This window comes from Mariluticola halotolerans, from assembly GCF_021611515.1.
In the GTDB taxonomy this organism is placed as follows: Bacteria; Pseudomonadota; Alphaproteobacteria; order Rhizobiales; family Devosiaceae; genus Mariluticola; species Mariluticola halotolerans.
In genome coordinates this window covers 652,838-679,260 of sequence record NZ_CP090960.1, presented here as the reverse complement: position 1 = coordinate 679,260, position 26,423 = coordinate 652,838, and the positions used below count along the sequence as shown (strand labels likewise).

24 protein-coding genes and 1 pseudogene are annotated in these 26,423 nt (G+C 56.6%); 9 read left to right on the top strand and 16 right to left on the bottom strand.

What is annotated here, in order from left to right; genetic code table 11:
* Positions 1-7 precede the first annotated feature (7 nt).
* The 7 genes and pseudogenes from tmk to mazG all read left to right on the top strand — a co-directional run bounded on the left by tmk (position 8) and on the right by mazG (position 6,900).
* Complete coding sequence (tmk, locus tag L1P08_RS03215) at positions 8-694, top strand: dTMP kinase (protein ID WP_303618569.1); 687 nt, start codon at positions 8-10, stop codon at positions 692-694.
* Positions 691-1,740 (top strand): DNA polymerase III delta subunit-related protein, encoded by a 1,050-nt coding sequence (locus L1P08_RS03210; protein ID WP_303618568.1) that lies wholly within the window; start codon positions 691-693, stop codon positions 1,738-1,740. Before tmk ends, L1P08_RS03210 begins: the two co-directional genes overlap by 4 nt.
* Positions 1,737-3,296 carry a methionine--tRNA ligase gene (gene metG / locus L1P08_RS03205; RefSeq protein ID WP_303618567.1) on the top strand — a complete coding sequence of 520 codons (1,560 nt, stop codon included), beginning with the start codon at positions 1,737-1,739 and terminating at the stop codon, positions 3,294-3,296. The genes L1P08_RS03210 and metG overlap by 4 nt, the downstream gene beginning before the upstream one ends.
* Positions 3,296-4,075 (top strand): TatD family hydrolase, encoded by a 780-nt coding sequence (locus L1P08_RS03200; protein ID WP_303618566.1) that lies wholly within the window; start codon positions 3,296-3,298, stop codon positions 4,073-4,075. The genes metG and L1P08_RS03200 overlap by 1 nt, the downstream gene beginning before the upstream one ends.
* Positions 4,076-4,078: 3 nt before the next feature.
* Complete coding sequence (locus L1P08_RS03195; protein ID WP_303618565.1) at positions 4,079-4,918, top strand: MBL fold metallo-hydrolase; 840 nt, start codon at positions 4,079-4,081, stop codon at positions 4,916-4,918.
* Positions 4,919-5,126: 208 nt separating this feature from the next.
* Positions 5,127-5,285: pseudogene (locus L1P08_RS16390) on the top strand (glyoxalase superfamily protein); the annotation flags it as partial.
* Between the two features lie 796 nt (positions 5,286-6,081).
* Entirely contained in the window at positions 6,082-6,900 is an 819-nt protein-coding gene (gene mazG / locus L1P08_RS03185; RefSeq protein WP_303618563.1) for a nucleoside triphosphate pyrophosphohydrolase, read from the top strand.
* Here mazG and hflX read toward each other — a convergent pair.
* The 8 genes from hflX to dusB all read right to left on the bottom strand — a co-directional run bounded on the left by hflX (position 6,886) and on the right by dusB (position 17,651).
* Positions 6,886-8,172, bottom strand: coding sequence for a GTPase HflX (gene hflX, locus L1P08_RS03180; RefSeq protein ID WP_303618562.1), 1,287 nt, complete (start codon positions 8,170-8,172; stop codon positions 6,886-6,888). The genes mazG and hflX overlap by 15 nt on opposite strands.
* A 94-nt stretch (positions 8,173-8,266) precedes the next feature.
* Positions 8,267-8,530 (bottom strand): RNA chaperone Hfq, encoded by a 264-nt coding sequence (gene hfq / locus L1P08_RS03175; RefSeq protein ID WP_303618561.1) that lies wholly within the window; start codon positions 8,528-8,530, stop codon positions 8,267-8,269.
* A 255-nt stretch (positions 8,531-8,785) separates the two neighbouring features.
* Positions 8,786-10,162: a Trk system potassium transporter TrkA gene (trkA, locus tag L1P08_RS03170; protein WP_303618560.1), complete on the bottom strand. Its 1,377-nt coding sequence runs from the start codon at positions 10,160-10,162 to the stop codon at positions 8,786-8,788.
* 44 nt (positions 10,163-10,206) lie between these two features.
* Positions 10,207-11,589 (bottom strand): nitrogen assimilation response regulator NtrX, encoded by a 1,383-nt coding sequence (ntrX, locus tag L1P08_RS03165; protein ID WP_303618559.1) that lies wholly within the window; start codon positions 11,587-11,589, stop codon positions 10,207-10,209.
* The gene (locus L1P08_RS03160) at positions 11,589-13,925 is read right to left on the bottom strand and encodes a sensor histidine kinase NtrY-like (RefSeq protein ID WP_303618558.1); all 2,337 of its coding nucleotides are present in this window, start codon (positions 13,923-13,925) and stop codon (positions 11,589-11,591) included. The genes ntrX and L1P08_RS03160 overlap by 1 nt, the downstream gene beginning before the upstream one ends.
* Before the next feature lie 152 nt (positions 13,926-14,077).
* Positions 14,078-15,526 carry a nitrogen regulation protein NR(I) gene (ntrC, locus tag L1P08_RS03155; RefSeq protein ID WP_303618557.1) on the bottom strand — a complete coding sequence of 483 codons (1,449 nt, stop codon included), beginning with the start codon at positions 15,524-15,526 and terminating at the stop codon, positions 14,078-14,080.
* Complete coding sequence (locus L1P08_RS03150) at positions 15,523-16,653, bottom strand: two-component system sensor histidine kinase NtrB (protein ID WP_303618556.1); 1,131 nt, start codon at positions 16,651-16,653, stop codon at positions 15,523-15,525. Before L1P08_RS03150 ends, ntrC begins: the two co-directional genes overlap by 4 nt.
* The gene (gene dusB / locus L1P08_RS03145; protein WP_303618555.1) at positions 16,650-17,651 is read right to left on the bottom strand and encodes a tRNA dihydrouridine synthase DusB; all 1,002 of its coding nucleotides are present in this window, start codon (positions 17,649-17,651) and stop codon (positions 16,650-16,652) included. Before dusB ends, L1P08_RS03150 begins: the two co-directional genes overlap by 4 nt.
* A 173-nt stretch (positions 17,652-17,824) precedes the next feature.
* Here dusB and L1P08_RS03140 point away from each other — a divergent pair, with 173 nt between their 5' ends.
* Together L1P08_RS03140 and L1P08_RS03135 are read left to right on the top strand one after the other, a co-directional pair.
* Entirely contained in the window at positions 17,825-19,012 is a 1,188-nt protein-coding gene (locus L1P08_RS03140) for a bifunctional 2-C-methyl-D-erythritol 4-phosphate cytidylyltransferase/2-C-methyl-D-erythritol 2,4-cyclodiphosphate synthase (RefSeq protein ID WP_303618554.1), read from the top strand.
* A complete protein-coding gene (locus tag L1P08_RS03135) occupies positions 19,012-19,515 on the top strand; it encodes a CinA family protein (protein ID WP_303618553.1) in 504 nt (167 codons plus the stop codon). Before L1P08_RS03140 ends, L1P08_RS03135 begins: the two co-directional genes overlap by 1 nt.
* Here L1P08_RS03135 and L1P08_RS03130 read toward each other — a convergent pair.
* From L1P08_RS03130 to L1P08_RS03095, 8 genes are all read right to left on the bottom strand, one after another.
* A complete protein-coding gene (locus L1P08_RS03130; RefSeq protein WP_303618552.1) occupies positions 19,506-19,946 on the bottom strand; it encodes a type II toxin-antitoxin system RatA family toxin in 441 nt (146 codons plus the stop codon). The genes L1P08_RS03135 and L1P08_RS03130 overlap by 10 nt on opposite strands.
* A complete protein-coding gene (gene lipA, locus L1P08_RS03125; RefSeq protein WP_303618551.1) occupies positions 19,946-20,899 on the bottom strand; it encodes a lipoyl synthase in 954 nt (317 codons plus the stop codon). Before lipA ends, L1P08_RS03130 begins: the two co-directional genes overlap by 1 nt.
* Positions 20,900-20,908: 9 nt before the next feature.
* Positions 20,909-21,157: a GlsB/YeaQ/YmgE family stress response membrane protein gene (locus L1P08_RS03120; protein ID WP_303618550.1), complete on the bottom strand. Its 249-nt coding sequence runs from the start codon at positions 21,155-21,157 to the stop codon at positions 20,909-20,911.
* 27 nt (positions 21,158-21,184) lie between these two features.
* Complete coding sequence (locus L1P08_RS03115) at positions 21,185-21,433, bottom strand: GlsB/YeaQ/YmgE family stress response membrane protein (protein ID WP_303618549.1); 249 nt, start codon at positions 21,431-21,433, stop codon at positions 21,185-21,187.
* A 41-nt stretch (positions 21,434-21,474) separates the two neighbouring features.
* A complete protein-coding gene (gene lpdA, locus L1P08_RS03110) occupies positions 21,475-22,914 on the bottom strand; it encodes a dihydrolipoyl dehydrogenase (RefSeq protein WP_303618548.1) in 1,440 nt (479 codons plus the stop codon).
* Positions 22,915-22,949: 35 nt separating this feature from the next.
* A complete protein-coding gene (locus L1P08_RS03105; protein ID WP_303618547.1) occupies positions 22,950-23,588 on the bottom strand; it encodes an SGNH/GDSL hydrolase family protein in 639 nt (212 codons plus the stop codon).
* An 11-nt stretch (positions 23,589-23,599) separates the two neighbouring features.
* The gene (locus L1P08_RS03100; protein ID WP_303618546.1) at positions 23,600-24,919 is read right to left on the bottom strand and encodes a pyruvate dehydrogenase complex dihydrolipoamide acetyltransferase; all 1,320 of its coding nucleotides are present in this window, start codon (positions 24,917-24,919) and stop codon (positions 23,600-23,602) included.
* A gap of 96 nt (positions 24,920-25,015) precedes the next feature.
* Positions 25,016-26,413, bottom strand: coding sequence for a pyruvate dehydrogenase complex E1 component subunit beta (locus L1P08_RS03095; RefSeq protein WP_303618545.1), 1,398 nt, complete (start codon positions 26,411-26,413; stop codon positions 25,016-25,018).
* Positions 26,414-26,423: the final 10 nt, after the last annotated feature.

Here is a 26,423-nt window from a genome sequence, read left to right as displayed (position 1 = left end):
CCCTCCCATGGCCGAAGCCAAATTACCAACAAACGCCCGCTTCCTGACTTTTGAAGGCGGCGAGGGCGTTGGCAAATCCACGCAGGTCAAGCGACTGCTTGCCAGATTGACCCGGCTCGGCATCGCGGCTGTGCGCACCCGCGAACCGGGGGGGACGCCGAAGGCAGAGGCTATCAGATCATTCATTTTGCAGGGCCGCTCGGAGGAATGGGGCCCAGGCGCTGAGGCTACATTGTTTGCCGCTGCACGCCTCGACCATGTGAACCAGTTGATCGCGCCCAATCTCGCCAGCGGACGTTGGGTCATTTGTGATCGTTTTCACGATTCAACCCGCGCCTATCAGGGCCTGACCGGGGGCGTCGATGACACCCTGATCGAAGCACTCGAAGACCTCGCACTGAATGGGCACAAACCCGACCTGACGATCATTCTCGATATGGATCCTGAAGAAGCTTTCAAACGGGTCGCCCAACGGGCGCTTGAAGATGGCATTCCTGCGGTGGCTGACCGGTTTGAAAAAGAAGACCTCGATTGGCATCGCAGTCTGCGCAAGGGGTTTCTTGAGATTGCCGAAAGAAACCCGGACAGGTGCGTCGTTATCTCGGCAGATCAGCCGGAAAGTGAGCTCGCCAAGGCAATCTGGTCTGCTGTAACACAAAAGTTTCCCGAACTGATCCGCGAGGCGACCGCGTGAGCGCAAACGACCCGCAACGCGAACCAGATCAGCTTCAGGGCATCCTTCTGCCGGAGCAGGCTCCCGAACTCATCGGCCACAAAGCCGCTTTTGATACGCTGGTTGAACAAAACCGGACGGGTTACCTGCCAGGGGCTATCCTGCTGCACGGGCCGCGCGGCATAGGCAAGGCAAGCCTGGCCTTTACCCTCGCCAAGCACATATTGAGCGAGACCGGCGACGAGCCGGCGGAACGGGTCGCTGAGCAGATCGCCGCCGGTGTACATCCGAATATATTCACGCTCAGGCGCCGGCCTCGCGATTCCAGCAGCTTTTATGCGGCAATCCGGGTTGAAGACGTGCGTGACGTGCAGTTGCGCATGCGCCAGACGAGAGGGCGCGCCGGTTATCGCATCTGCGTGGTCGACAGTATTGACGACTGCAACCAGAATTCAGCCAATGCGCTGCTGAAAATTCTCGAAGAGCCACCTGCTGAAACACTGTTCTTGCTGGTGTCGCATCGGCCGGGCGCGCTCTTGCCAACCATCCGATCCCGCTGCCATGCCTATGCTTTGCGCGGCCTGACCGCCAGCGATGTCGAACGCATCATCATGAACCAGATGCCGGATACGGAAAATGACGTACTGCATCGGGCTGTCGATCTGGCAGAAGGGCGGCCACAGCGTGCATTCGAAGCACTGATGATTGAGGGCCTTCAAACCCTCGATACGCTGCAGCGCTGGTTGAGCGCGCCCGGAACCCAACCTGCGGGCGTATACCTGCAGCTGGCCGATGCCATAGCCAAAGCCGGCGGCGCGGAAGCCGCTTTCGCCCGCGAAATGCTGATTGGCTGGATGGCCAATGAAGCGCGGGCCGCCGCAACGGCCGGGCCAGGTGCCCGCAATCGTCTTGCCTCTGCAACTGACCTGTGGGACAAGGCACACGCTGTGTTTGCCGATGCCGATGCCTACAATCTCGATGCACGGCAGACACTGGTTTCCATTTTTGATGCGCTGAGGCAGCATGCACGCCTGCATATGCACCTCGCGCCCGACGGGCAGTCATGAGCAAAGAAAAATTCTATATCACCACGCCGATCTTTTACCCCAACGGTGTCCCGCATATCGGCCACGCCTATACAGCGCTGGCCAGCGACACGATTGCCCGCTTTCACCGTCTCGATGGCAAGGACGTGTTCTTTCTGACCGGCACGGACGAGCATGGGCTCAAAATGCAACAAACGGCGGAGAAAGAGGGCATCACCGCGCTCGAACTTGCCACGCGAAACGCCAATGTTTTCCGAGACTTGTGGTCAGCCTTGAACATTTCGTTTGATGATTTCATCCGCACCACCGAGCCGCGCCATCACCGTGCTTCTGAAGCCATCTGGAAGCGGATGGAAGAGAAGGGCGATATCTATCTCGACACCTATGCGGGTTGGTATTCGGTACGTCAGGAAGCTTTTTTTGACGAGAAGGAAATCACGCTCGGCGATGACGGCGTACGGCGTGAGCCGCTCGGATCGCCCGTGGAATGGGTTGAGGAAGAAAGCTATTTCTTCCGGCTTTCGGCCTATGGCGACAAGCTGTTGGCGCATTTTGATGCACATCCCGATTTCATCATGCCGCCGGAACGCCGCAACGAAGTCGCCAGCTTCGTTAAATCCGGCCTGAAAGACATCTCGATTTCGCGCACCACATTCGATTGGGGCGTGAAGGTGCCGGGCAATGAAAAGCACGTGATGTATGTCTGGGTCGATGCGTTGACCAATTACCTCACAGCAACCGGATTTCCAGAGCAAAATACCCCGCGTAGTGGCTTCTGGCCCTGCAATCTGCACATGATCGGCAAGGACATCGTGCGGTTCCATGCCGTCTATTGGCCCGCCTTTTTGCTTTCCGCCGGCATTGAACTGCCCAAGCGCGTCTTTGCTCACGGTTTCCTGTTCAATCGCGGCGAGAAAATGTCCAAGTCGGTCGGCAATGTGGTCGATCCCTTCGCGATGGCTGAAGACTATGGCGTTGACGCCATGCGCTATTATTTTCTGCGCGAAGTCTCGTTCGGTCAGGACGGCTCCTATAGCCATGAAGCCATCGTCAATCGTATCAATGCCGATCTGGCGAACGATCTGGGAAATCTGGCGCAACGATCCCTGTCTATGGTCGCCAAACATTGTGGGGCCCAGGTGCCAACACCTGGCGCGCTGTCGACGGAAGACAAAGCAATCCTCGATGCAGCAGATGCGTTGCTGGAACAGGCGCGCAGCGCCGTCAATCAACAGGCTTTGCACCAGATGCTGGCCTCTGTCTGGCAGGTCGTCGCTGACACCAACCGCTATTTCGCCGCGCAGGAACCCTGGGCGTTGCGCAAGAACGATCCTGCACGCATGGAGACGGTACTCTACGTCACGGCCGAAATTATCCGGCAGGTCGGCATTCTCGCCCAGCCAGTGATGCCCGAATCCGCCGGCAAGTTGCTGAACCTGCTGAGTGTAGAATCCGACAGGCGCAATTTCGCAGATCTGGGGGAACCCGGCCGTTTGACCCCGGGTGTTGCATTGCCGGCACCTGAAGGCGTATTCCCGCGCTATGTGGAGAAAGAAGCCCCCGAGGCCACTGCCTGATGTTGATTGATAGTCACTGCCATCTCGATTTCGACGCACTGTCGGCTGATCTCGACGGCGTGATAGCCCGTATGGGCAACGCCGGTGTCTCTGGCTGCGTGACCATTTCGACCCGGGTAGAGAAGTTCGAAAAACTAAAAGCAATTTCAGAGGCTTACGACAATATATGGTGTTCCATCGGCACCCATCCGCATAATGCCGACGAAGAACTGCATATCCACACCGAAGACCTGCTACGGCTGGCCGAACACCCCAAATGCGTCGCCATTGGCGAGGCCGGGCTCGACTATCACTATGACAATGCCCCGCGCGATGCGCAGGAAACCGGGTTTCGCCGCCATATCGCCGCCGCCCGCATTTCCGGCCTGCCGCTGGTCATTCATAGCCGCTCTGCAGATGAAGACATGATTGCGATCCTTGAGGAAGAGACAGGGAAGGGGGCTTTCCCCTTTGTTTTGCATTGCTTTTCCTCAGGCGCCGAACTGGCCCGGCGTGGCTTGGCACTGGGCGGCTACGTGTCCTTCTCAGGTATCGTCACGTTCAAAAATGCCGCTGAAATACAGGAAGTGGCCCAATTTGTTCCCGCAGACCGCATATTGGTGGAAACCGACGCGCCATATCTCGCGCCAATTCCGCATCGCGGCCAATCGAACGAACCGGCATTCGTGCGCCATACCGCTGAAAAGCTCGCAGAATTACGTGGCGTCGACCTCGAGACATTGGCGGATCAGACGACAGGCAATTTTGGTCGACTGTTCGCTAAAACCGGGATTCGTTGACCTATGGCGGATCCAGCACAGCAAATCACAGCAACGATACTGGGCTGCGGCTCGTCTGGCGGCGTGCCAAGGGTGGGCAATATATGGGGTGATTGTGACCCGGCCAATCCACGCAACCGTCGCCGTCGCTGCTCGCTATTGCTGACCGGCACGCGGGATGACCGCGCAGCGCCAACACAGATCATCATCGACACAGGTTGTGATCTGCGCGAGCAATTGCTGGACGCCAATGTCACTCAGCTCGATGCGGTATTATACACGCATGAACATGCCGACCATACGCACGGCATTGACGACTTGCGCGTGCTGGCGCTGAACAACCGCAAACGCGTTGACGTGTATTTTTCGAAGGCGACCGGCCAACGATTGCGCGAAGCGTTCGGCTATTGCTTCACAGCACCGCCAGGCAGTCCTTATCCGCCAATCCTGAATGCGCATGAATTTGAGGCTGGCGAAGAAATCGAGATCGACGGGCCGGGCGGTTCGATACGTATTTCCGCCTTCGCCCAGGAACACGGCAACATCATTTCGCTTGGCTTCCGCATCGCCAATTTTGCCTATTCCTGCGACCTCAGCGGCTTGCCGCAATCGTCCTTGAGTGCCGTTTCTGACCTCGATGTCTGGGTTCTGGACGCATTGCGGCCATTGCCGCATCCAAGTCATTTGAGCTTGCCGGAATCACTGGCGTTGGTGGAACGTCTGAAACCGCGCCAGACCGTGCTGACCAATATGCATATCGATATGGACTACGCCCATGTTGATGCGACAACGCCAGCCCATGTGTCGCCAGCTTATGATGGCATGGTGATCGACGTGACCGCCGGCAAGGTGCTGTCGCGTTAGCCATCGCGCACCTTACCTCTCCGCAGGCATCGGCTTGACATCGCATAATCTGAAGAACATCATTTTGAACGGTTTGTGCGACCGGCTGCTTGCACCCTGGCGGGATGGTGAATGCACAATTTTGGACCGGTTTGATCTTTTTTAATCGGGCAAGTCTTCAGTAACGCAAGCGCTGACAACATAATGCCCGCATCAAAAGGATTGAACCATGTACAATTTCATGGATGCGAAGCTTGTGGCCAAGCTACTTCGGCAAGCTTTGGCTGATCGGCATATCGAAATCTCTCATAGTGATAGTCTGGAGCTTATCGCCAGACAGTTTGGTGTGCCGGAATGGAATATTCTCAGCGCAAAGATCGAGGAAGCGGCAGCTGTCTCACAACTCAGATTACCTGATGACTGGATGAAGACAGGCAGCAGCCCGAACCTTTTTGATGTGGGCTTGGATCCTGACCTAAAATCCACAGTGCTTATAAAATCAAGGGCGGCCCTATCGCGGGAAATCGCTGGAAATGATTTCTGTACATTGATGCAGAGTGTCCATGCGGCGCCTTTTCTCGGCAAACGTTTGCGCCTGGAAGCCGAGTTGCGCACCGAGAATGTCGAAACGGGTGCTACCTTATGGTTCAGGGTAGATGGTCCAAGAGGGACGTTGCAATTTGACAATCTTGAGCTGCGTCGTCCTGACGGACCGCTCATCGGCACAAAGCCATGGACCAAACGGCATGTGGTTTTCGAAATTTCCGATGATTCAGTCAGCCTTCACTACGGGTTCTTTCTAAAAGGCTCAGGGGCCTGTTGGGCAAGAAACTTCAAACTTGAAGAAGTTGATATAAGTGTACCTGTCAGTGGCAAGGGGCCGATACTTCCAAGGCCCGCCAACCTTGATTTTGGCAGCGCCCAAACAAGCTAAGCCAAAGGTTTGAAGGCGACGACATTACTGTCGTCGCCTATTTAAAAGTTCCATAATATATATTATGCGAATAACTGGTATGGATGGCAGATGGTGGTGTTTTAGTCTGCCGCCGAACACACATGCACAGGACGGCAGCGCGTCGGAGTGCCGAACAGCTACGTGTCCGGCACTCTTCCCTTACCCTGCACACGAGAGCGCCATGCGCTACACTTGGCGAGAATGATTCTCAGAGCAGTGAGCCAGCCCCATGCAGCCATCCCGTGACCTAAGCCGTCTTGTTGAAATCATGGAGGCCTTGCGCGATCCGGTTTCGGGTTGTCCATGGGATATCGAACAGGATTTCGCGTCCATCCGGCATTACACGATTGAAGAAGCCTATGAAGTGGCGGACGCCATCGAACGCCAGGATTTCGACGATCTGCGCGTCGAGCTCGGCGACTTGTTGTTGCAACCGGTCTATCACGCGCAGATGGCGCGCGAACGCGGTCTGTTCGATATAGGCGACGTCATTCTCGCCATCACGGAAAAGCTGATCCGGCGACATCCGCACGTATTCGGCGAACAATCGGCCAATGATGCCGGCGGCGCCAAGGGCCGCTGGGAGGACGCCAAGGCAGAAGAACGCGCGGAAAAGGCCGAGAAATCGGGAAATACCCAACCTTCTGTGCTCGATGACGTGCCCCGCCCCTTGCCGGCGCTTGTCCGTGCAGAGAAACTCTCAAAACGCGCGGCAAAGGTTGGCTTTGACTGGCCTGACTGGCGACAGGTCATGGACAAATGCCAAGAAGAACTGGCGGAAGTCTCCGAAGCCGTCGACCAGGACGACAAGGCCGCCATGACGGAGGAAATCGGCGACCTGCTGTTTTCGGTCGCTAATCTGGCCCGGCATATCGGCGTAGACCCTGAGGCGGCATTACGCGACGCCAATCTCAAGTTTACCCGCAGGTTTACGTATGTCGAACAGCGTTGCACCGAAGACAATACCCCCATCGGGGATGCAGGGTTGTGCCAGTTGGAAACCTATTGGAATGAAATCCGTGCTGCCGACAAATCAGGCAATATCTGAGGGTTGCAAGCGTTTGCCGAACCGGGTCTGGAACGCTGCATAGAAGCGCGGCTGCACCCGCACCGAATATTCGGTCCCCTCATCATCGGGTTCCGCCCGCCCGATTACCTCACCATGGGCATAGATCCAGCCGATATCATCACCATTTTCATGCGGCACCATGATACGGAAAACGCGACTACCGAGTGCAAGACACTCCTCCACCGCGGCGAACAAATCACCAATCCCCTCGCCGCTTAGCGCCGAAACCGCAACCTGGGCCTGAACCCGCCCCGCCGGTGTCACATTCTCAAGCGCGGGGATATTACCATCCTCGTCGCGTGCCAGCTGATCAATCTTGTTCCATACCTCGATAATCGGCACAGTTTCCGAACTGATGCCAAGATCCGCCAAAACGCCCAACACATCGGAGGCTTGCGCCACGTGATCAGGATTGGCGACATCGCGCACATGCAGGATGATATCTGCCTGGGTGACTTCTTCTAGGGTCGCGCGGAAAGCGGCCACCAGGTCGGTTGGCAGATCGGCAACAAACCCCACCGTGTCAGAGGCCATGATATCCCGGCCATGCGGCAGATGGGCACGGCGCACCGTAGTGTCGAGTGTGGCAAACAGCAAATCCTGCGCCATCACCTCAGCCCCGGTAATCCGGTTAAACAGGCTCGATTTGCCCGAATTGGTATAACCGACAAGCGCCACCACAGGGTAAGGCACCGCATCGCGCGGCTTGCGTTGCAGGCCGCGGGTGCGCACGACTTTCTCAAGCCGTTTCTCCAAGAGCGTGATCCGATCTTGGATTTGCCGCCGGTCGCTTTCGATCTGCGTTTCACCGGGACCACCGAGAAACCCGCCGCCGCCGCGCTGGCGCTCCAGATGAGTCCACGACCGCACGAGCCGCCCTTTTTGATAATTCAGGTGCGCCAGTTCCACTTGCAACACGCCCTCGCGGGTTGCAGCGCGTTCGCCAAAAATCTCAAGAATCAACGCAGTCCGGTCCAGCACCTTCGCGCCGGTTTGCCGTTCAAGGTTGCGCTGCTGGATTGGTGACAACGGTGCATCGACCAGCACGAGTTCGATGTCCTGCTGCTTCACCCGCTCTGCAAGTGTCTCGACATAACCACCGCCAAGATATGTGGCCGGTCGCACTTCACGCAATCGCACGGTATCCGAGATGACAATATTGAGCCGAATTGCACGCGCAAGGCCCTCGAACTCGCTTCTGCGGGCATCGAGCGTACGCTGGTTGAGCTTCAGATGAAGGTCCGGACACACCAAGGCGCACCGCGTTTGCTTGCGGCGGTTGTCCACAAAGCGCGGTGGACCTCCGCGAGACGAATCCGCCTCCGGAGCTTCCATAGAATCGGCCTTACGACGTTGTGTCGTTGTCGCCTCCACCCTGTTCCGGATCAAACAATTGAATCGGCGCGCCAGGCATTATCGTAGAAATCGCGTGCTTATATACCAGTTGGGACTGGGAATCGCGACGCAGCAACAAACAAAAATTATCGAACCACGTAATAACGCCCTGAAGTTTTACACCATTCACGAGAAAAATCGTCAACGGAACCCTCTGTTTGCGTACGTGATTCAGGAAAGAATCCTGTAAATTCTGTGCCTTCTCATTGGGCATGTTTTTGGCCTCTCAGGTAGCTGACTGCCAAGTTTTCACCGCCTCAAAAGCATTTTGCCGCCCTGAGTGGGATTCAACCAGCGTGTGCCCCCTTGTAAATATTTTGATTACAACAAACAATACTATGGCATACATCAACAATCCTGCATACCAGTCAAGCCCAACCACCCCCAGTGTCGTGGGTAACATCCGCTTTGTGAATGTCTGGAAATGACCGCAGGAGCCCGCCGGCCAACCGTCAGTCGTGTTTCTGTGTCAAAAGAAGTCCAGACTGACCCGGAACATCTGCTCCACCTGCCGCACTTGCGCCGCAAGTGCCATCACGACCACAAAGTCCCCCGCTTCAATGCGCACATTTCCATGAGGCATGATCACCTCATCGCCGCGCATAATCGCGCCGATGCGAATCCCCGGACCGATATTGAACTCGCGCAAGGGTTTGCCTACCAAAGTAGAGGTATCAAGCGCTTCTGCCTCGATTAACTCCGCCGCCCCGTCAAACAGCGAATAGACCCCCCTCACCCGGCCACGGCGCACATGGCGCAGGACTTTTGAAACCGTGACTGTCCGCGGGTTGATAAAGGCGTCAACACCCAGGCGCCTTGCAAAGCGCGGGTATTGCGGCTGGTTGACCAGCGCAAAATTGGCTTTGCAGCCCAATTCGCTTGCGAGCACCGACGAGAGAATATTTGTCTCATCATCATTGGTCAGCCCGAGATACATCTGAGCGTCCCGAATATCGACTTCGCGCAAAATATCTTCCTGCAGCGCATCACCGAATACGGTAATTGAACGCTTCAGGCTTTCTGCCGCAATTTGCGCAATATGCCGGTTGTTTTCGACGAGCCGGACATTGATCCCCTCCCCGCTTTCCTCAAGCTTGCGGGCCACATAGCGCCCGATATTGCCCGCGCCGCCAATGACCACACGTGAGGGCGGCTGCTCATCGCGGCCGAACAGCCCGAGAACACGGGAAACCTGGTCTTTTGCCACAGCAACCAGCGCCTGGTCCCCGGCAATCAGGCTTTCGCGGGAACTCATCACATGCATTTGCCCGTTACGGCGCACCCCCATTACGGTCGCCTGAAGGTTGGGGAACAAATCGGTAAGGTGCCGGAGCGGTGTATTGATGACCGCGCAGTCTTCACGCACATCAACCGCGATTACCATCACCTTGTCATCTTCAAAGGAGACGATTTCCGAGGCACCCGGATAGGCCATGCGCTTCAGGATTAGATCGCCGACTTCAATCTCCGGCGAAATAATCACATCGATCGGCAAATGGTCGCGTGCGAACAGGTTGGCCCATTCCGGGCTGAGATAAGTTTGCGAGCGAATCCGCGCAATGCGTGTGGGCACCTCGAAAATCGAATGCGCCACCTGACAGGCAGTCATATTGACTTCGTCCACCTGGGTAACCGCAATCAACATGTCAGCATCCTTCGCCCCGGCCTGCGCCAGTACATCGGGGTGCGAACCATGGCCATGCACACCGCGCGCATCCAGTGTATCGCGGACGCGCTGCACCAGATCGGCATTGCTGTCGATGACGGTGACTTCGATACCCTCGATCGAGAGTTTTTCGGCAATACCGTAGCCAACCTGGCCGGCGCCGCTAATAATAACTCGCATGGGATCCTCTGCGCTGGACGTTCGGTGGGCTGATTAGCACGCCATCATAGCCCGAGCGACTTGATTTTACGATGCAATGCGCTGCGTTCCATGCCCACAAATTCAGCGGTCTTGGAAATATTCCCGCCAAAACGCTCAATCTGCGCCAAAAGATATTGTTTTTCAAATACTTCACGCGCCTCACGCAAGGGCAAACTCATCAAATGCGCCGAGGCATCTGTATCTCCAATCGTCGGCAGAACCTCGCCAATATCAGGCGGCAGCATCGCTGCGGTAATGACCCCGTTTTCGGGTGACTGGTCCTTCATGAGGATCAACAAGCGCTCGATGGAATTGCGCAACTGCCGGGCATTTCCCGGCCAATCCTGCGCCTGCAGAACGGCAAGTGCATCGTCACCGATGACCAGCCGCTGCAAATTGTGCATTCGGCATATCTGCTCAACAAAAATGTCGACCAGCAGCGGTACGTCTTCGCGGCGCTCTTTCAGCGGTGTCAGCTGAATCGGCACGACTGACAATCGATGAAACAGGTCTGAACGGAACTGACCGGCCTCGATCAAGCCGCCAATGTTCTGGGAACTGGAGGTGACGATACGCACGTCGATAGGCACAGATACCTGCCCCCCAACCCGGTTGAATGTATTCTCCACCAGCGTGCGCAACAACAACGATTGCGCAGCCGGGGGCAAGGCGGCAACCTCTGACAGATAAAGCGTGCCCCCGTGGGCACGTTCAAGAGCGCCAATCTCGGTCTGCAGCAACCCTGATTTGTCCTGGCTTTCACGCCCGAACAATACCACCGGCACTTCATCCGGATCATAAAGAGAGGCGTTGATTTCAACGAACGAGGCACCCGAGCGCAAGCTGCGCTTGTGCAGCATGCGGGCACAAAGTCCCTTGCCTGTTCCCGACGCCCCGGAAATGAATATACGCGAATTGGTGGGGCCAGATTTGTCAATCAACCCCCTGATATGCCCCATGCTTGCGGAGACACCCACAAGCTCATTACCAGAACTAGCCGAGCGAACGCGCAATTCCTCATTTTCACTCTTCAGACGGCTGGCCTCCATGGCGCGCTGTGTGATCAGCAGCAACCGGTCAATTTTGAACGGCTTCTCGATATAATCATAAGCGCCGCGTTTAATGGCAGATACCGCAGTTTCCAGATTGCCGTGCCCGGAAATCATGACAACCGGTAGGTCCGGATGCTGCCGTTGAAACTCGTCCAGCAGTTGCAGTCCGTCGAGCCGGGACCCTTGCATCCAGATGTCCAGAAACACCAGATTGGGACGCCGCCGCATGATTTCCTCAAGTCCGGAATCAGCGTCATGGGCCTGACGGGTTTCATACCCCTCATCCTCCAGAATGCCCGCAATCAGTTCCCGGATGTCGTTCTCATCATCAATAATCAGAATATCAAATGCCATTATTTATCCATGACAGCGCCAATACGCTGCCCCTCTCTCCCGACTTCTTCCGCACGGGTTTTTTCCAGCGCCTGACCATCGTGATCAAGCTCCCGGATGTTGAGTGGTAATTTTATACTGAAACAAGCACCAACCCGACCGGACGTGTCCGGATCGGCATCCACCAGTTCTACGCTCCCGCCATGCTGCTCTATAATTTTGGCAACAATGGCAAGGCCAAGGCCCGTGCCCTTGTCTCGGGTCGTCATATAAGGCTCCAGCAAACGCTGGCGATTTTCCTTGGGCCAGCCTTTGCCATTGTCGCAAACCCTGATGTGCACCATCGGGCCTTCCAGCGTGGCGGAAACCACAATTTTGGGATCTGCAATCTCGCCTAAACCAACAGCTTCAATGGATTCAACCGAGTTTTTAATCAAATTTGTCAAGCCTTGAGAGATCAGCCTGTCGTCGAAATCCGCAATAATGGCCTCATGTGGCAAATCAGCCTGAACCGTGATCTCCGGTTGCCGCACACTTTCCAGAAATACGGCCTGACGTATCGTGTCTGACAGGTCTCCTTGGGCCAATGCCGCAGTCGGCATGCGTGCGAAGGAGGAGAACTCATCCACCATGCGGCCGATATCCCCCACTTGCCGCACAATGGTGGAGATGCATTTATCAAATACATCAAAATCATCGACCAGTTTGTCGGCGTATCGCCGCCGTAGGCGCTCAGCGGAAAGCTGGATGGGCGTGAGCGGATTTTTGATCTCGTGGGCAATTCTGCGCGCCACGTCGGCCCAGGCGCTGGTGCGTTGGGCCGCCATCAGGTCGGTCATATCGTCGAGCGTGATGACGAAACCCTTTGATTCCGTCATGGTACCCTCACGGGTCAAGCGCACCTGATAGGTTCTGGCCGTAGCCTCATTGCCGATCTGGATCTGGTCATGCATCTGACCCCGGCGAGACGAGCGCGCGCGCTCCACGATCGATGCGAGTTGCGGCACGACCTCGGCCAGATCCTCACCGACCAACTCGACCTCCATTTTGCCGAAAACATTACAGGCTGTCGCGTTGACGAGCGTTACCGCGCCATAAGGGTCCAATCCCACGATCCCTGCGGAAACGCCTTCCACAACCGCCTCGGTAAACTGGCGGCGCTTTTCATTGGTTTCGTTCGCCAGCATCAATGCCTCGCGCTGACTGCCAAGCTGCCGGGTCATCCGGTTAAAGCCGGAAGCCAGGTCATGAAGATCACCCTCGCGCTCCTCGATGGGGACGCGCACGTTGAGGTCACCTTGCGACACCCGGTTTGACGCGACCATGAGATTTCGGATAGGCGCGACAAACCTGTTGGCAAAGGCGATGCCGATCCATAGCGCTGCAAGCAACAGCACGAGCGCCAGACCGACATACATGATCGTGAAGGTGATCTGGAACACCAGACGGTTGGACGCGTATTGCCTGTATTCAGTGATATTCTCATCCGTCAGACGCATATATTCCAGAACTTCCGGATCGACAGGACGCGCCACGAACAGAAACGTGTCCTCATACCCACGCAATTTCACCACCGCACCCACGAGATTAGTCGATCCTGGCGCAATCAATGTCGGCACGCCTTCCTCGACATCCGTCATGATTGAAGCAGGCATTGTGGGCGGCGCACCAGGCACATTGATTTGCGCCCGCATAAGGGTGTCGGTATCACGGGAAATCAGCGAGGTGAACGGGAGAGACCGGGTGACCGCAAGCGCTGTCAAAATGCGCTGATACCGGTCCCGGTCGGTCTCAAAGGTTGCGCGTGCAGCTTCCAATTCGGTTGCCACCCAAATGATATCGTCCCTGAGAACCTGTGAGTGTTCGAGCATATAGGACCGCGCAACCAGCCGCGAGCTTTCCACCATGGTGCGCGTGCGCTCTGAAAACCATTGGTCCAATCCCTGATTGAGCGCCACGGTCGCAACAATCGCCACAACAAAGGCAGGTGCCGTTGCCATCAGGGTGAACATGGTGACCATGCGCACCTGCAACCGGGCACCCGCCTGTCGCTCAATCCGGGCCCGCGCCAGAAGCGTCACCTCGGTGAGCACCAGAGCCACGACAAGCAGAACCAGCAGGCCGTTGACCACCCAGATAGCGGTCCAAAGCTCGGGTGCCGGCTCGATATCTGTCGCGCCCGTCAGAATAAGGAAGGATCCTGACGCGACCAGTACGGAGGCAAACACAACGATAAAGCCGAAATAGCGGATCAGATGGCTGCCACGCGCCTGCGCGCGCTGGAAGGCAACTGGACCATCCCCTGCGCCATTTCCCGCCGTTGGCGTGGCTTCGGTCTGTTTTGTCGTGTCTTGCATGTCACACTTCGCGCTGGCGGCTGCCCTGCCCAGGCACATTCGTGCTGAAACTGGCCTAATTACGGCGATTGATCAAGGATGTTGTTGCCAAAATGTGACAGTAGCGCGGAGCGAGCCCCGCACATATGGAAGAAAACACAGTGGACGGGCACTTACGAACGACGGGATTGTTTAACGATTTCAATCCCGTGGTGGCGTATCTTCTTGCGAAGGGTATTGCGGTTCAACCCCAAAAGGTCGGCGGCCCGGATCTGGTTGCCGCCACATGCATTGAGCGTCATGGCAATCAGGGGAGCCTCCACCTTGTCGAGAACGCGTTGGTAAAGCCCCGAGGGTGGCAGGTTCGGTTCGCTCTCCGCCAGCAATTGCGCCACATGGGATTCTACGGCAGTCGACACATCTGCCGGCCCACTGTTTCCATTGCCCGCCGGACGGTCCGAAAGATTGAGTTCGTGGTGCACAATTTCGGCAGAAATGGTTTCGTCGGTATAGAGTGCGGAAAGACGCATCACCAGATTTTCAAGTTCGCGCACGTTTCCCGGCCAGCTGTATTGCTGCAGCAGTTTGACGGCCTCAGGGGTCAAGACCTTGGCCTGTTCGCCGTCTCGCTGGGCCGCGCGTAGAAAATGGGAAATGAGGTCGGCAATATCGTCGCCACGCTCCCGCAAGGGCGGCAAGCGCAGCGGCACGACATTGAGGCGGTAGTAAAGATCTTCGCGAAACAGGCCCTGCCTGATCATCTGGCTCAAGTCGCGGTGCGTGGCAGCAACGATGCGTACATTGGTTTTGATCGCCGTGCGACCCCCAACCATCGTGTACTCCCCTTCCTGTAGAACGCGCAAAAGACGCGTTTGGGCATCCATCGGCATGTCGCCGATTTCATCGAGAAAAAGCGTGCCGCCCTCTGCCTGCTCGAAACGACCGGAAGAACGAGCAGTGGCACCGGTGAATGCCCCCTTCTCATGCCCGAACAGTTCCGCCTCGATAAGATCGCGTGGAATGGCAGCCATATTGATCGCAACAAAAGGCCCGTTCCGGCGCTTACCAAAATCATGCAAGGCGCGGGCGACCAATTCCTTGCCTGTGCCGCTTTCGCCCGAAACCATGACCGTAAGATCAGTCTGCATCAATCGCGCCAGCGCCCGATAAATGTCCTGCATTGCAGCCGACCGGCCAACAAGTGGCATGCTCTCTGCGCCATCTTCGACATTTCGTTCAGCACGGGTGGTTTTTTTAATTTCCGCCAAGGCACGCGAGACCACAGCCAGAACTTCGCCAATGTCAAAAGGCTTTGGCAGATATTCATAAGCCCCCGCTTCCGAAGCACGGATGGCGGTCATGAAGGTATTTTGAGCACTCATCACGATAATCGGCAGGTCAGGCCGCAACTTCTTGATCTTGGGCATGAGTTCAAACGCATTGCCGTCCGGCAATGCCACGTCGGTAATCAGCAACTCCCCTTCCCCGCGTGACACCCAGTTCCACATGGTCGACAGATTACCCGTAGGCCGGACTTCATAGCCGGCGCGGGTCAATGCCTGGTTCAGCACCATGCGAATGGCCGCATCATCGTCGGCGAGAAGGATGGTTTGTCCGCTCATGATTCAGCACTCACTTTTATTTTGGCTTCACTCGCCCGTCCGGCGACCGGCAGGAGAATACGAAAGCGGGTTCTTCCCGGTCGGCTGTCACAATCGATCACCCCACCATGGTCCCCGATTATCTTCGCAACAAGCGCTAGACCAAGACCAGAACCATTTGATTTCGTTGTTACAAATGGGTCGAACAGGAATGGCAGAATATCGGACGGCACGCCGGGACCATTGTCTTCAATGATGATTTCCAGCGGCAAGGAAATGCGTTCCCTGACGCCCGGAACACTGATGCGGATACCGGGGCGGAATGCGGTCGAGAGACGGATTTCCGGATTTTGGGTACGTTCTAGAGCTTCGGCAGCGTTCTTGACCAGATTGAGAAACACCTGAATCAACTGATCCCGGTTGCCAAACACGGGCGGCAAGGAAGGATCGTAATCCTCGGAAAACGTCACTCCACGCGCCACACCATTGCTGGCGAGCAATTTGACCCGATCCAGCACCACGTGAATATTGATCGACTCCCGTTCCAGCGGGCGCTCATCCCCAAAAATCTCCACCCGATCCAGCAACGCGACGATCCTGTCCGTCTCGTCGCGGATCAAACGTGCCAAAGGCATGTCATCTTCGGAAATAGACTGTTCTAGCAATTGCGCAGCCCCGCGAATGCCCGACAACGGGTTCTTGATCTCGTGGGCCAGCATGGCGGCAAGCCCGGTCACCGAGCGCGCAGCGCCACGCGACACCAATTGCCGGTCAATCTTGTCGGCCATGGTGCGTTCCTGAAACAGCAACGCGACCTGGCCGTCATACTCGGAAATCGGACTGGCATAGACATCGATAATACGCTCTTCCACCCGTTCGTCGCCGAAGCGGGAGGAACCAACCCACATCCGGTACTCGGTCATGGGGGCCTTGCGCGCATTGACCTGATCAACAAGCCCCAGAATGGGCGAACCGAAGGCAATCAGATCATCCAGCCTCTGCCGCGTCAAAACGGAAGACGACACGCCGAAAAAAGCCTCAGCTGCGTAATTGGCAAGTAAAATCCGGTTACCCGGCTCACACACAATTACCGGCTGCGGCAGGGATTGCAGAATGGCGTTGCGGATTTCCGGTTTCGAATCCGTCATGCGGCCACCTTGATGTTGTCGGTGAAAATATCAGTGATCATGGCGATGACACTTGCAGGATCGCCTTCCGTCACCAGTTGGCGCCGAACCTGAGGATCCACCTGCATACCGGCTGCATCGAAATACCAGCCCAGATGTTTCCGTGCGACGCGCACACCAATCGAGACACCATATTCGTCAAGGATGGCATCGTAATGCGCGAGAACAAGTTGCAGCAGATCATCTCCGGTCGGCGTTGCCGGAATGGCTTCACCATTCAGTGCAGCACCAATCTGGCCGACAAGCCAGGGCTGCCCTTGCGCACCGCGTCCCAGCATCACGCCTTGCGCGCCGGACTGGGCCAAAGCGTCAATGGCAGACGACAAGTCGGTAATATCGCCGTTGACGATGACTGGCACACCCACCGCTTCAACAACTGGGCGTACCAAAGCCCAACGGGCGTGCCCCTTGTAAAATTGCTGACGGGTACGGCCGTGCACAGTGATCATTTGCACCCCCGCATTGACTGCCAGCCTGGCAATGTCCGGCGCATTCAGGCTGTCATCGTCCCAACCCAGACGCATTTTCACAGTCACGGGCACAGGTGACACCGCAACAACCGCTTCAATCAGCCGTAACGCCTGATCCGGCACGCGCATAAGGGCGGAGCCGGCATAGCCATTGGTCACCTTTTTTGACGGGCACCCGAAATTGATATCGATGATTTCGGCCCCCGCATCCGCAGCCATCTGTGCTCCCAATTGCAGCCAACGGGCTTCACAACCGGCCAATTGCACCACATGCGGCAAATGCCCCGATTTGTTGAGGCGGCGTTTCATGTCGGCCTGCCCGGCCCCCAGTGATGCACTGGCGATCATTTCGGACACGACAAGCCCGGCACCAAAACGCGCAGCAACCGCGCGAAACGCGCTGTCGGTTATGCCCGCCATCGGCGCGAGCAAGGCTCTGTTGGAAAGCTTGAGCTTGCCGATGCTCAAATCGCAGGCAGACGCGGTCACAATTGCCTCGTAAACAATCACTTTGTAAATTCTGCCCGCACAATAATCAAAAGCCAGCCCAATGCAATGGCAGTTTGCGCATCGATGAGGCACCGGCAGCTTGTGTTTTCCTTGCCCCTTGCGCGCCACCCGGATAGACCAAATATAAAGCTCTTCCAGCGCAGAGGCACAGTTTGAAAAAAGTCGCCGTCATCATTGTTGCTGCAGGCCGTGGCCGCCGCGCAGGCCCCGACAAAAACGGATTACCCAAACAATACCAGCAGGTCCGCAATGTCCCTTTGCTGGCACGCACGATAAGGCAGTTTCTTGCAACCGAAAGCGTCTCTATCGTGCTGCCTGTCATTCATGTGGATGACCAAACGCTTTATGCAGGCATGCAGCTTGTGCACAAACGCCTGCTACCACCGGCATTCGGCGACGCGACCCGGCAACTCTCAGTATTGGCGGGACTTGAAGCACTCAAGGAGCTTCAGCCGGATTATGTACTCATCCATGATGGTGCACGCCCCTTTGTGCCGTCAGCGGTCATAAACGGCGTAATCGCAGGATTGGCGGAAGCCGAAGCCGTGCTGCCTGTCACCAATGTCATCGACACCATTAAACGCTCTGACGACGGACGCACTGTGGGTGGCACGGAAGACCGCACCCAACTTTACGCGGCCCAGACACCACAAGGTTTTCACTTCAGTACTATTCTGGACGCGCATCGCCGCGCCGCCGAAATCAGCGACAGCTTTACTGATGATGCTGCAATAGCCGAATGGGCAAGAATACCGGTCGCCCTGGCGCTCGGCAGCACCGATAATATCAAAATCACGGCACCTGGGGATTTTCAGCGTGCCGAACAGTTTCTGGATGGAGCCTGCCCCATGGAAACCCGCGTCGGCACCGGCTTTGACGTGCACCAGTTTACCCAAGGCGATGCCGTCATCCTTGGCGGCGTGACTATTCCGCATACTTCAAAACTCAAAGGACATTCAGACGCAGATACCGCGCTGCACGTTCTGACCGATGCCTTGCTGGGCGCACTGGCCGAGGGCGATATAGGCACACACTTCCCACCCAGTGACCCACAATGGAAAGGTGAGCCGTCGAAAACCTTTCTCTCTTTCGCGGCGAGCCGGGTGGCTGCACGCGAAGGTCGCATCGTTAATCTTGACCTCACAATCATCTGCGAACTGCCAAAAATTGGCCCGCATACCAACAAGCTGCGGCAGAACATCGCCGACATCTGCGGCATATCGGTCGGTCGGGTCTCTGTTAAGGCGACTACCTCCGAGAAAATGGGGTTTGTTGGTCGCGGAGAAGGCATTGCCACCATGGGCACGGCAACAATCGAGCTTCCAAGGAGCGACGACTGATGTTCCCCGATGACGTTACGCTGCTGGCAAATCAGGTTGTCAGCGCGCTGACAGAACGCAATATGACAATCGTGACCGCCGAGAGCTGCACAGGCGGACTGATTGCTGGTGTGCTGACAGAAATTTCCGGATCATCTGCTGCCGTTTACGGCGGGTTCGTCACCTATGCCAACGAAGCGAAAATCGAAATGATTGGCGTGCCAATGGCAACACTTGAGGCGCACGGCGCAGTGTCCACTGAAACCGCGCGCGCCATGGCCGAAGGGGCACTGAAAGCCAGCCCGGCTCAAATAGCCATTGCGGTGACCGGGATTGCCGGGCCAACCGGCGGCTCGGCCGAAAAGCCCGTGGGGCTTGTACATTTTGGATGCGCAACGCCCGGCAACACCTTGGTACGTGAACATCGTTTCGATCCCGACCTGGGGCGCGGCGGTATCCGGGAGGCAACGGTGCGTGAAGCGCTTAGGCTTGTGTTGGAAGCGCTGTCAGCGGATCAGCCATAACGCCGCTCAGCCTCGGCCAGAAATGCTTCGAGAATTTCATCCTGCTTGGCCGCAAAGGCCGGTTCGGCGACAGCCGCGATCAGCGGGTTGCTGATGCCGAAATCAATATCGAACTGTACCCGCGTATGATCGCCCTCAGGGGTGAAGCGCCATGTGCTGTCGAGATGCGAGAACGGGCCATCGACGGCTTTGGCATCGATAGTGTTATCATCGGCATCGACAGTGACACGGCTGGTATAGGCCTGCTTGATCGGCCCAAACCGCACCGCCATCCGCGCCAGACGAACGTCGCCTGTTTGCCCGGAATCCTGCATGACTTCCATATGCGAACAATTGGGCACAAAGGCCGGATAGCTTTTGAGGTCACCGACAAGCGCCAGCATTTGCTGGGGCGAGAACGGCACCTGACGGTCGAAACTCAGCTTAGGCATTAAGCGCCCAGCTTTGCCAGTCGGGCCGCTTTCAATCGGGCAAAGTCCTCACCGGCGTGATGCGACGACCTGGTCAGCGGGCTGGAAGAGATCAGCGAGAAGCCCTTTGTATACCCGATGGTCTCGTAGGCCTTGAACTCGTCGGGGGTAACAAAGCGAACAATCTTGTGGTGCTTACGGGTCGGCTGCAGATATTGGCCGATGGTCAGAAAGTCCACGTCGGCGCTGCGCAAATCATCCATCAATTGCAGGACTTCATTCCGCTCTTCACCAAGCCCCACCATAATGCCGGATTTGGTGAACATGGTGGGGTCCAGTTCCTTGACCCGCTGCAACAGACGGATGGAATGGAAATAGCGGGCACCCGGCCGCACTGTCAGATAGTTCGACGGCACAGTTTCGAGATTATGGTTGAACACATCCGGCTTGGCCGCGACCACGGTTTCAAGAGCACCGGGCTTGCGCAGAAAATCAGGCGTCAGGATTTCAATGGTCGTACCCGGGCATCGGGCGCGAATGGCAAGAATGACCTCGGCGAAATGCTGTGCACCGCCATCGGCCAGATCGTCACGGTCAACGGAGGTGATGACGACGTGGTTCAGCCCAAGCTTTTCAACTGCAATGGCAACATTTTCGGGCTCTTTGGGATCAAGGGCCAGCGGCAAGCCTGTACGCACATTGCAAAAAGCGCAGGCACGGGTGCAGATCTCACCCATGATCATCATTGTCGCGTGCTTTTTAGACCAGCATTCACCAATATTCGGGCAACCGGCCTCTTCGCACACCGTAACCAGATTATTCTCGCGCACGATATTCTGGGTTTCGCGGTACACCTCGGAACCCGGCGCCTTTACCCGGATCCAGTCCGGCTTGCGCAAAACCTCATTATCGGGCTTGTGCGCCTTTTCCGGGTGCCGGGGCTTGCTGACAACAGTATCGATAAGCGTGACCAAGGGAATTTCCTATCTGGCGACGAAGCGGGCAACAATGATGACAATGGCAGCGCCAACCGCTGCAACCAGAATGTCACGCACCCAGGCATTGGCGATCGGGATATTGATCCCCAGCAGGCTGAACAAATAGCCGCCAACGATCGAGCCGATCATGCCAACAACGATGTAGCGCACGATCCCGCCGCCGCCCAAAAACAGGCTGGCTAACCAGCCGGCTACGAGGCCTACAATTGCCCAGACTAGAAGTGCTTGTGCCATGTGAGACCCTTCTGCATACGTTCGGTGCTAGCGCCGTGCCTTGAATTCGCGATAGCCCCATATCAGCAAGCAGGCACCAATGATACCGGCAAGCAATTGCCACAGGATATTGCCGCCACCAATGCCAAAGAAGATTGCCAGCAGCAGGTTGAGCAAAAAGGCACCGGCAACGCCAAGAGCGACATTCACCACCAATCCATGATCGGCCTTCATGATCCGTTCCGCGATATAGCCGGCAACGCCGCCTATGATGATCGCAATGATAAAACCAAACATGTTCGTTATCTCCTGAATTGAATATTCTCTGGCGGAATACCCTAGATATTGAGTGCCCGACCGTAGGCGTCAAGGACACTCTCTTTCATTGATTCAGACAAGGTGGGATGCGGGAATACCGTATGCATCAATTCTTCTTCCGTCGTTTCCAGGTTCATCGCAACCACAAACCCTTGAATCAACTCGGTAACTTCCGCACCAATCATGTGCGCACCAAGCAGCTCACCTGTCTTGGCGTCAAAAATTGTTTTGACTAGACCATCCGGCTCACCCAAGGCGACGGCTTTGCCATTTCCCACAAACGGGAAGCGGCCAACCTTGATGTCCCGTCCCTGCTCTTTCGCCTTGGCCTCAGTCAAACCGACGCTGGCCACTTGCGGATCGCAATAGGTACAACCGGGAATGAGACCCTTTTCCATACCGTGCACTGTCTGCCCGGCAATGGTCTCGGCGCAGATCACGCCCTCATGCTCAGCCTTGTGGGCCAACATGGGCGGCCCGGCCACATCACCAATGGCAAACACGCCAGAAACATTGGTGCGGCCATGACCATCAACGACAACGCAACCGCGATCAATCTTCACCCCAAGCTTTTCCAGCCCGAGATTTTCGATATTGCCTTGAACGCCAACGGCGGAGATCAACTTTTCAGCTGCAATCTTCTCGCTCTGGCCATTCTTCAGTTCAACATGAGCGACAATGCCATCCTTGGTCTTTTCGACCTTGGAGACCTTGGTTTCTGTCAGAATGCGGATGCCACGTTTTTCAAAGCGTTTGCGCGCCAGAGTGGAAATCTCCACATCCTCGACCGGCATGACATGCGGGAGCAACTCAACCACCGTCACTTCCGCCCCTAGCGACCGATAGAATGACGCGAATTCGATACCGATCGCCCCCGACCCCATGACCACCAGGGATTTAGGCATGGTCTTTGGCTTCATTGCATCAAAATAGGTCCAGATCTTGTCGCTGTCCGGCTCAATGCCCGGCAGCACACGCGGACGGGCACCCGTGGCAACGATGATATTTTTCGCCTTGTACGTGCCTTCAGGCAGCACACCCTTGGGTGGGGTATTCTGCGGTTGCACAATGTCTTTCTTGGTAGCCGCGACGACAACTTCACCGGCTTTGGCAATAGTCGCTTCACCCCAGATCACGTCGATCTTGTTCTTCTTCATCAAAAAGCCAACGCCGGTGGACATCTGCGCCGTAACACCACGCGAGCGTTTGACAACGGCTTCAATGTCCGCGCTGAATTTTTCGGCTTTCAGCCCATAATCCTTTGCGTGAACCATGTGGTCATATACCTCGGCGGAGCGCAAAAGCGCCTTCGTCGGAATGCAGCCCCAGTTAAGGCAAATGCCACCCATGTGTTCGCGCTCGACAATGGCCGTTTTGAGCCCGAGCTGTGCCGCACGAATGGCAGCGATATAGCCGCCGGGGCCGGAACCAATCACGATGAGATCGTAGGTGTCTGCCATAATAGTCCTCTTAACCGGGGATTGGCGCGATGCGCCTAAAGCCCTAAAATTTTTGCAACCAAAGGCGCAAGCCCCCGGCCGATTGCGCGTGTATTGGCGGCATCAAGGTGCACGCCATCCTCATTCGAGGCGACGGCAACTTCAGCGGCATCAAAGAAATGCACCCCCGCCTCATCAGCGCGCTGTTTGTAAAAGCCGGCAAGCCGTTTCGATTGCGCGACCCCATCTCCAAACAACTCTGCAAACTCTGCGTCATTTGATGGCACCGCATGCGGCGGCGAAACGATAAGCACTTGCGGACAAACATCACCCGGACGGGAGTAATGACCGTGAATGACCGCAATCATGCGGCGTATGCCATTCGCCGCCGCCAGCGCATTGCCATGGATTGCAGGCTTCAAATCATTAGTACCCAGCATGACGATCACCAGATCAAGCGGCGAATGCGACGCAAGGATTGTGGGCAGAACGCGCACACCATTGCGATCAGCAGTCGCTGAGTAATCATCAAAAGCCGTGGTGCGCCCACCCAGGCCTTCAGCGACCACATGCACGTCGTCACCCAACTCCGCACCAAGAGCACTTGGCCAGCGATCCGCCAGTGCGTGCCGCCCGCCGGTCGCGGGGTCTGCGCCGTATGTAAGACTGTCGCCGTAGCAAAGGATTGATTTCATCGCCCGATTCCCTAGGCCAGCATCATCACCGGCTGTTCGATCAACTGTTTGAAGACACCGAGCAATTCTGCCCCAAGCGCGCCATCGACCGAACGGTGGTCACAGGACAATGTGACCGACATGAAATTGCCGATCTTGATTTCGCCCTTGTCCGGATAAACCCGCTCTTCACCGACACCAACGGCCAGAATGGTGCCATGGGGGGGGTTGATGACCGCTGCAAAATCCTTGATGCCGAACATGCCGAGATTGGATACAGCCGTCGAGCCACCCTGATATTCGTGTGGCGCCAGCTTCTTCGATTTTGCACGGATCGCGTAATCACGTACCTCATCGGAAATCTGACGCAATGTCTTGCTTTCGGCAGAACGCACAACCGGTGTGAACAGACCGCCGGGAACGGCCACAGCCACAGCCACATCCGATGCTTTATGCAGCAGAATGGCATCGCCTGCCCATGTTGCATTGGCCGCAGGCACGCGCTGCAACGCAATAGCCCAGGCTTTGACAATGAAGTCATTGACCGAAAGCTTGTAGGAAGGCTTGCCTTCCTTGTTCTTTGGCGCGGCTTCATTGATCTCGGCGCGCGCCGTCAACAGCGCATCGATCTGACAATCGAGGGTCAGATAGAAATGCGGCACGGTCTGCTTGGCTTCGGTCAAACGCGCAGCAACAGTTTTCCGCATGCCATCATTCGGCACAACTTCATAACTGCCTTCTTCGTAAAGCGCCCGCACCGCATCGCCGCCCATGCCTTTTGCCAATGTCGCAGATGCAGCCCCTTTGGAAGGTACACCTTCCTTCTTGGCTTTCTCGACATCGGCCTTGACCACCCGCCCCTTCGGACCGGAGCCCGTCAACGCAGCAACATCAATATTTGCTTCGCGGGCCAATCTACGCGCCAGAGGAGAGGCAAAAACACGCGTGCCATCCTTGGAAGCTGTTTCCGCCTTGGCGGCGGCTGGCTGTGCAGCCGCTGGCTCAGCCTTTGCCGGCGCCGCCTTGGGCGCAGGTTTTTCAGTCTCTTCGGCAGGTTTTGCCTTCGGTTCCGGCGCAGGTACCGCCTTGGCGGCATCCTCGGCGCTTTCGCCCTCTTCCAGCAATACCGCAATCACAGCGTTGACCTTCACGCCCTCACTGCCTTCGGCCACCAGGATCTTGCCAATCGTGCCCTCGTCCACGGCTTCAACTTCCATCGTCGCCTTGTCGGTTTCGATTTCCGCGATCACGTCGCCAGAGGAAACACTATCGCCTTCCTTGACGTGCCATTTGGCGAGCGTGCCCTCTTCCATTGTCGGCGACAAGGCTGGCATTGTGATATTGATGCTCATGTTCGGGCCCTATTGTTCCTGTGTGAAACGTGCGCTGATTTCGCCCGTCCCTGATATTTCATTCCAGCGTTCCGGATGGCAATGCCGCAAGCAGCCTTAGCTCCGGTATGTCACTGCATTCACAGCGGCAATGACTTCATCCACATTCGGCAATGCCAGTTTCTCGAGATTGGCGGCATAGGGCATGGGCACATCCTTGCCCGTTACCCGCATCACCGGCGCATCGAGATAATCAAATGCTTCTTCCATCACACGGGCGGCAACCTCGGAACCGACAGATCCCTGCGGCCAGCCTTCTTCAACCGTGACACAACGGCCCGTCTTTTTCACCGATTCGATCACAGTCGGCATATCGAGCGGACGCAAGGTGCGCAGATCGATCAGCTCAACATCGACACCGGCAGCCACCAGCTTCTCGGTGGCCTGACTGGCGTAGCGCATGCCCATGGAATAGGCGACGATTGTCACATCGGCACCCTTGCGGGCGATGCGCGCCTTGCCGATTGGCAGTACGAAATCGTCCATCTTCGGCACTTCAAACGTCGAGCCGTAAAGAATTTCATTCTCAAGAAAGACAACCGGGTTGGGTGAACGGATTGCCGCTTTCAGCAAACCCTTCGCGTCCGCCGCGCTATATGGCGCAATGACCGTCAGACCGGGAACGTGGCTGTACCAGGCAGAATAATCCTGGCTGTGCTGCGCACCAACGCGCGAGGCAACACCATTGGGACCACGGAACACGATTGGTGCCTTCACCTGCCCACCAGACATATAAAGCTGCTTTGCCGCTGAATTGATAATCTGGTCAATCGCCTGCATGGCAAAATTGAAGGTCATGAATTCAACGATTGGACGCAAACCGGCAAAGGCCGCACCAATACCGATGCCGGCAAAACCATGCTCGGTAATCGGAGTATCCACCACGCGCTTTGCCCCGAACTCGTCGAGCAGGCCCTGGGTGATTTTATAGGCACCCTGATACTGGGCAACTTCCTCGCCCATGATGAAAACGTTCTCGTCGGCGCGCATTTCCTCGGCCATCGCCTCGTTCAACGCCTGACGGACGGTCATCTCGACCATCTCCACGCCCTCGGGCAGATCGGGATCATTCTCGGCAACAAAGGCAGGTTGCGCCGCAGCGGCAGGTGCCGGCGCATCATCTCCCTTCGCGGCTGACGCATCGGCGTCATCCTCAACGGGCTTTTCCGTCGCGGGCGGTTCACTCGGCGCGCTGACGTCATCAGCACTTTCACCTTCGCCAAGCAAAGCGGCAATGACAGTGTTGACCTTTACGTTCTCAGTGCCTTCGGCCACAAAGATCTTGCCGATTGTGCCCTCATCAACGGCTTCGACTTCCATCGTTGCCTTGTCGGTCTCAATCTCGGCGAGCACGTCGCCGGGGGCCACGCTATCACCCTCTTTGACGATCCATTTGGAAAGCGTGCCCTCTTCCATAGTCGGCGACAGGGCGGGCATCAGAATATCGGTTGGCATGTTGGTCTCC

Bases quoted from the DNA above. Each gene is read 5' to 3' on its own strand.
- tmk (WP_303618569.1), top strand. From the start codon at position 8: ATGGCCGAAGCCAAATTACCAACAAACGCCCGCTTCCTGACTTTTGAA.
- metG (WP_303618567.1), top strand. From the start codon at position 1,737: ATGAGCAAAGAAAAATTCTATATCACCACGCCGATCTTTTACCCCAAC.
- L1P08_RS03200 (WP_303618566.1), top strand. From the start codon at position 3,296: ATGTTGATTGATAGTCACTGCCATCTCGATTTCGACGCACTGTCGGCT.
- L1P08_RS03195 (WP_303618565.1), top strand. From the start codon at position 4,079: ATGGCGGATCCAGCACAGCAAATCACAGCAACGATACTGGGCTGCGGC.
- mazG (WP_303618563.1), top strand. From the start codon at position 6,082: ATGCAGCCATCCCGTGACCTAAGCCGTCTTGTTGAAATCATGGAGGCC.
- hfq (WP_303618561.1), bottom strand. From the start codon at position 8,530: ATGCCCAATGAGAAGGCACAGAATTTACAGGATTCTTTCCTGAATCAC.
- trkA (WP_303618560.1), bottom strand. From the start codon at position 10,162: ATGCGAGTTATTATTAGCGGCGCCGGCCAGGTTGGCTACGGTATTGCC.
- ntrX (WP_303618559.1), bottom strand. From the start codon at position 11,589: ATGGCATTTGATATTCTGATTATTGATGATGAGAACGACATCCGGGAA.
- L1P08_RS03160 (WP_303618558.1), bottom strand. From the start codon at position 13,925: ATGCAAGACACGACAAAACAGACCGAAGCCACGCCAACGGCGGGAAAT.
- ntrC (WP_303618557.1), bottom strand. From the start codon at position 15,526: ATGAGCGGACAAACCATCCTTCTCGCCGACGATGATGCGGCCATTCGC.
- L1P08_RS03150 (WP_303618556.1), bottom strand. From the start codon at position 16,653: ATGACGGATTCGAAACCGGAAATCCGCAACGCCATTCTGCAATCCCTG.
- L1P08_RS03135 (WP_303618553.1), top strand. From the start codon at position 19,012: ATGTTCCCCGATGACGTTACGCTGCTGGCAAATCAGGTTGTCAGCGCG.
- L1P08_RS03130 (WP_303618552.1), bottom strand. From the start codon at position 19,946: ATGCCTAAGCTGAGTTTCGACCGTCAGGTGCCGTTCTCGCCCCAGCAA.
- L1P08_RS03120 (WP_303618550.1), bottom strand. From the start codon at position 21,157: ATGGCACAAGCACTTCTAGTCTGGGCAATTGTAGGCCTCGTAGCCGGC.
- L1P08_RS03115 (WP_303618549.1), bottom strand. From the start codon at position 21,433: ATGTTTGGTTTTATCATTGCGATCATCATAGGCGGCGTTGCCGGCTAT.
- lpdA (WP_303618548.1), bottom strand. From the start codon at position 22,914: ATGGCAGACACCTACGATCTCATCGTGATTGGTTCCGGCCCCGGCGGC.
- L1P08_RS03105 (WP_303618547.1), bottom strand. From the start codon at position 23,588: ATGAAATCAATCCTTTGCTACGGCGACAGTCTTACATACGGCGCAGAC.
- L1P08_RS03100 (WP_303618546.1), bottom strand. From the start codon at position 24,919: ATGAGCATCAATATCACAATGCCAGCCTTGTCGCCGACAATGGAAGAG.
- L1P08_RS03095 (WP_303618545.1), bottom strand. From the start codon at position 26,413: ATGCCAACCGATATTCTGATGCCCGCCCTGTCGCCGACTATGGAAGAG.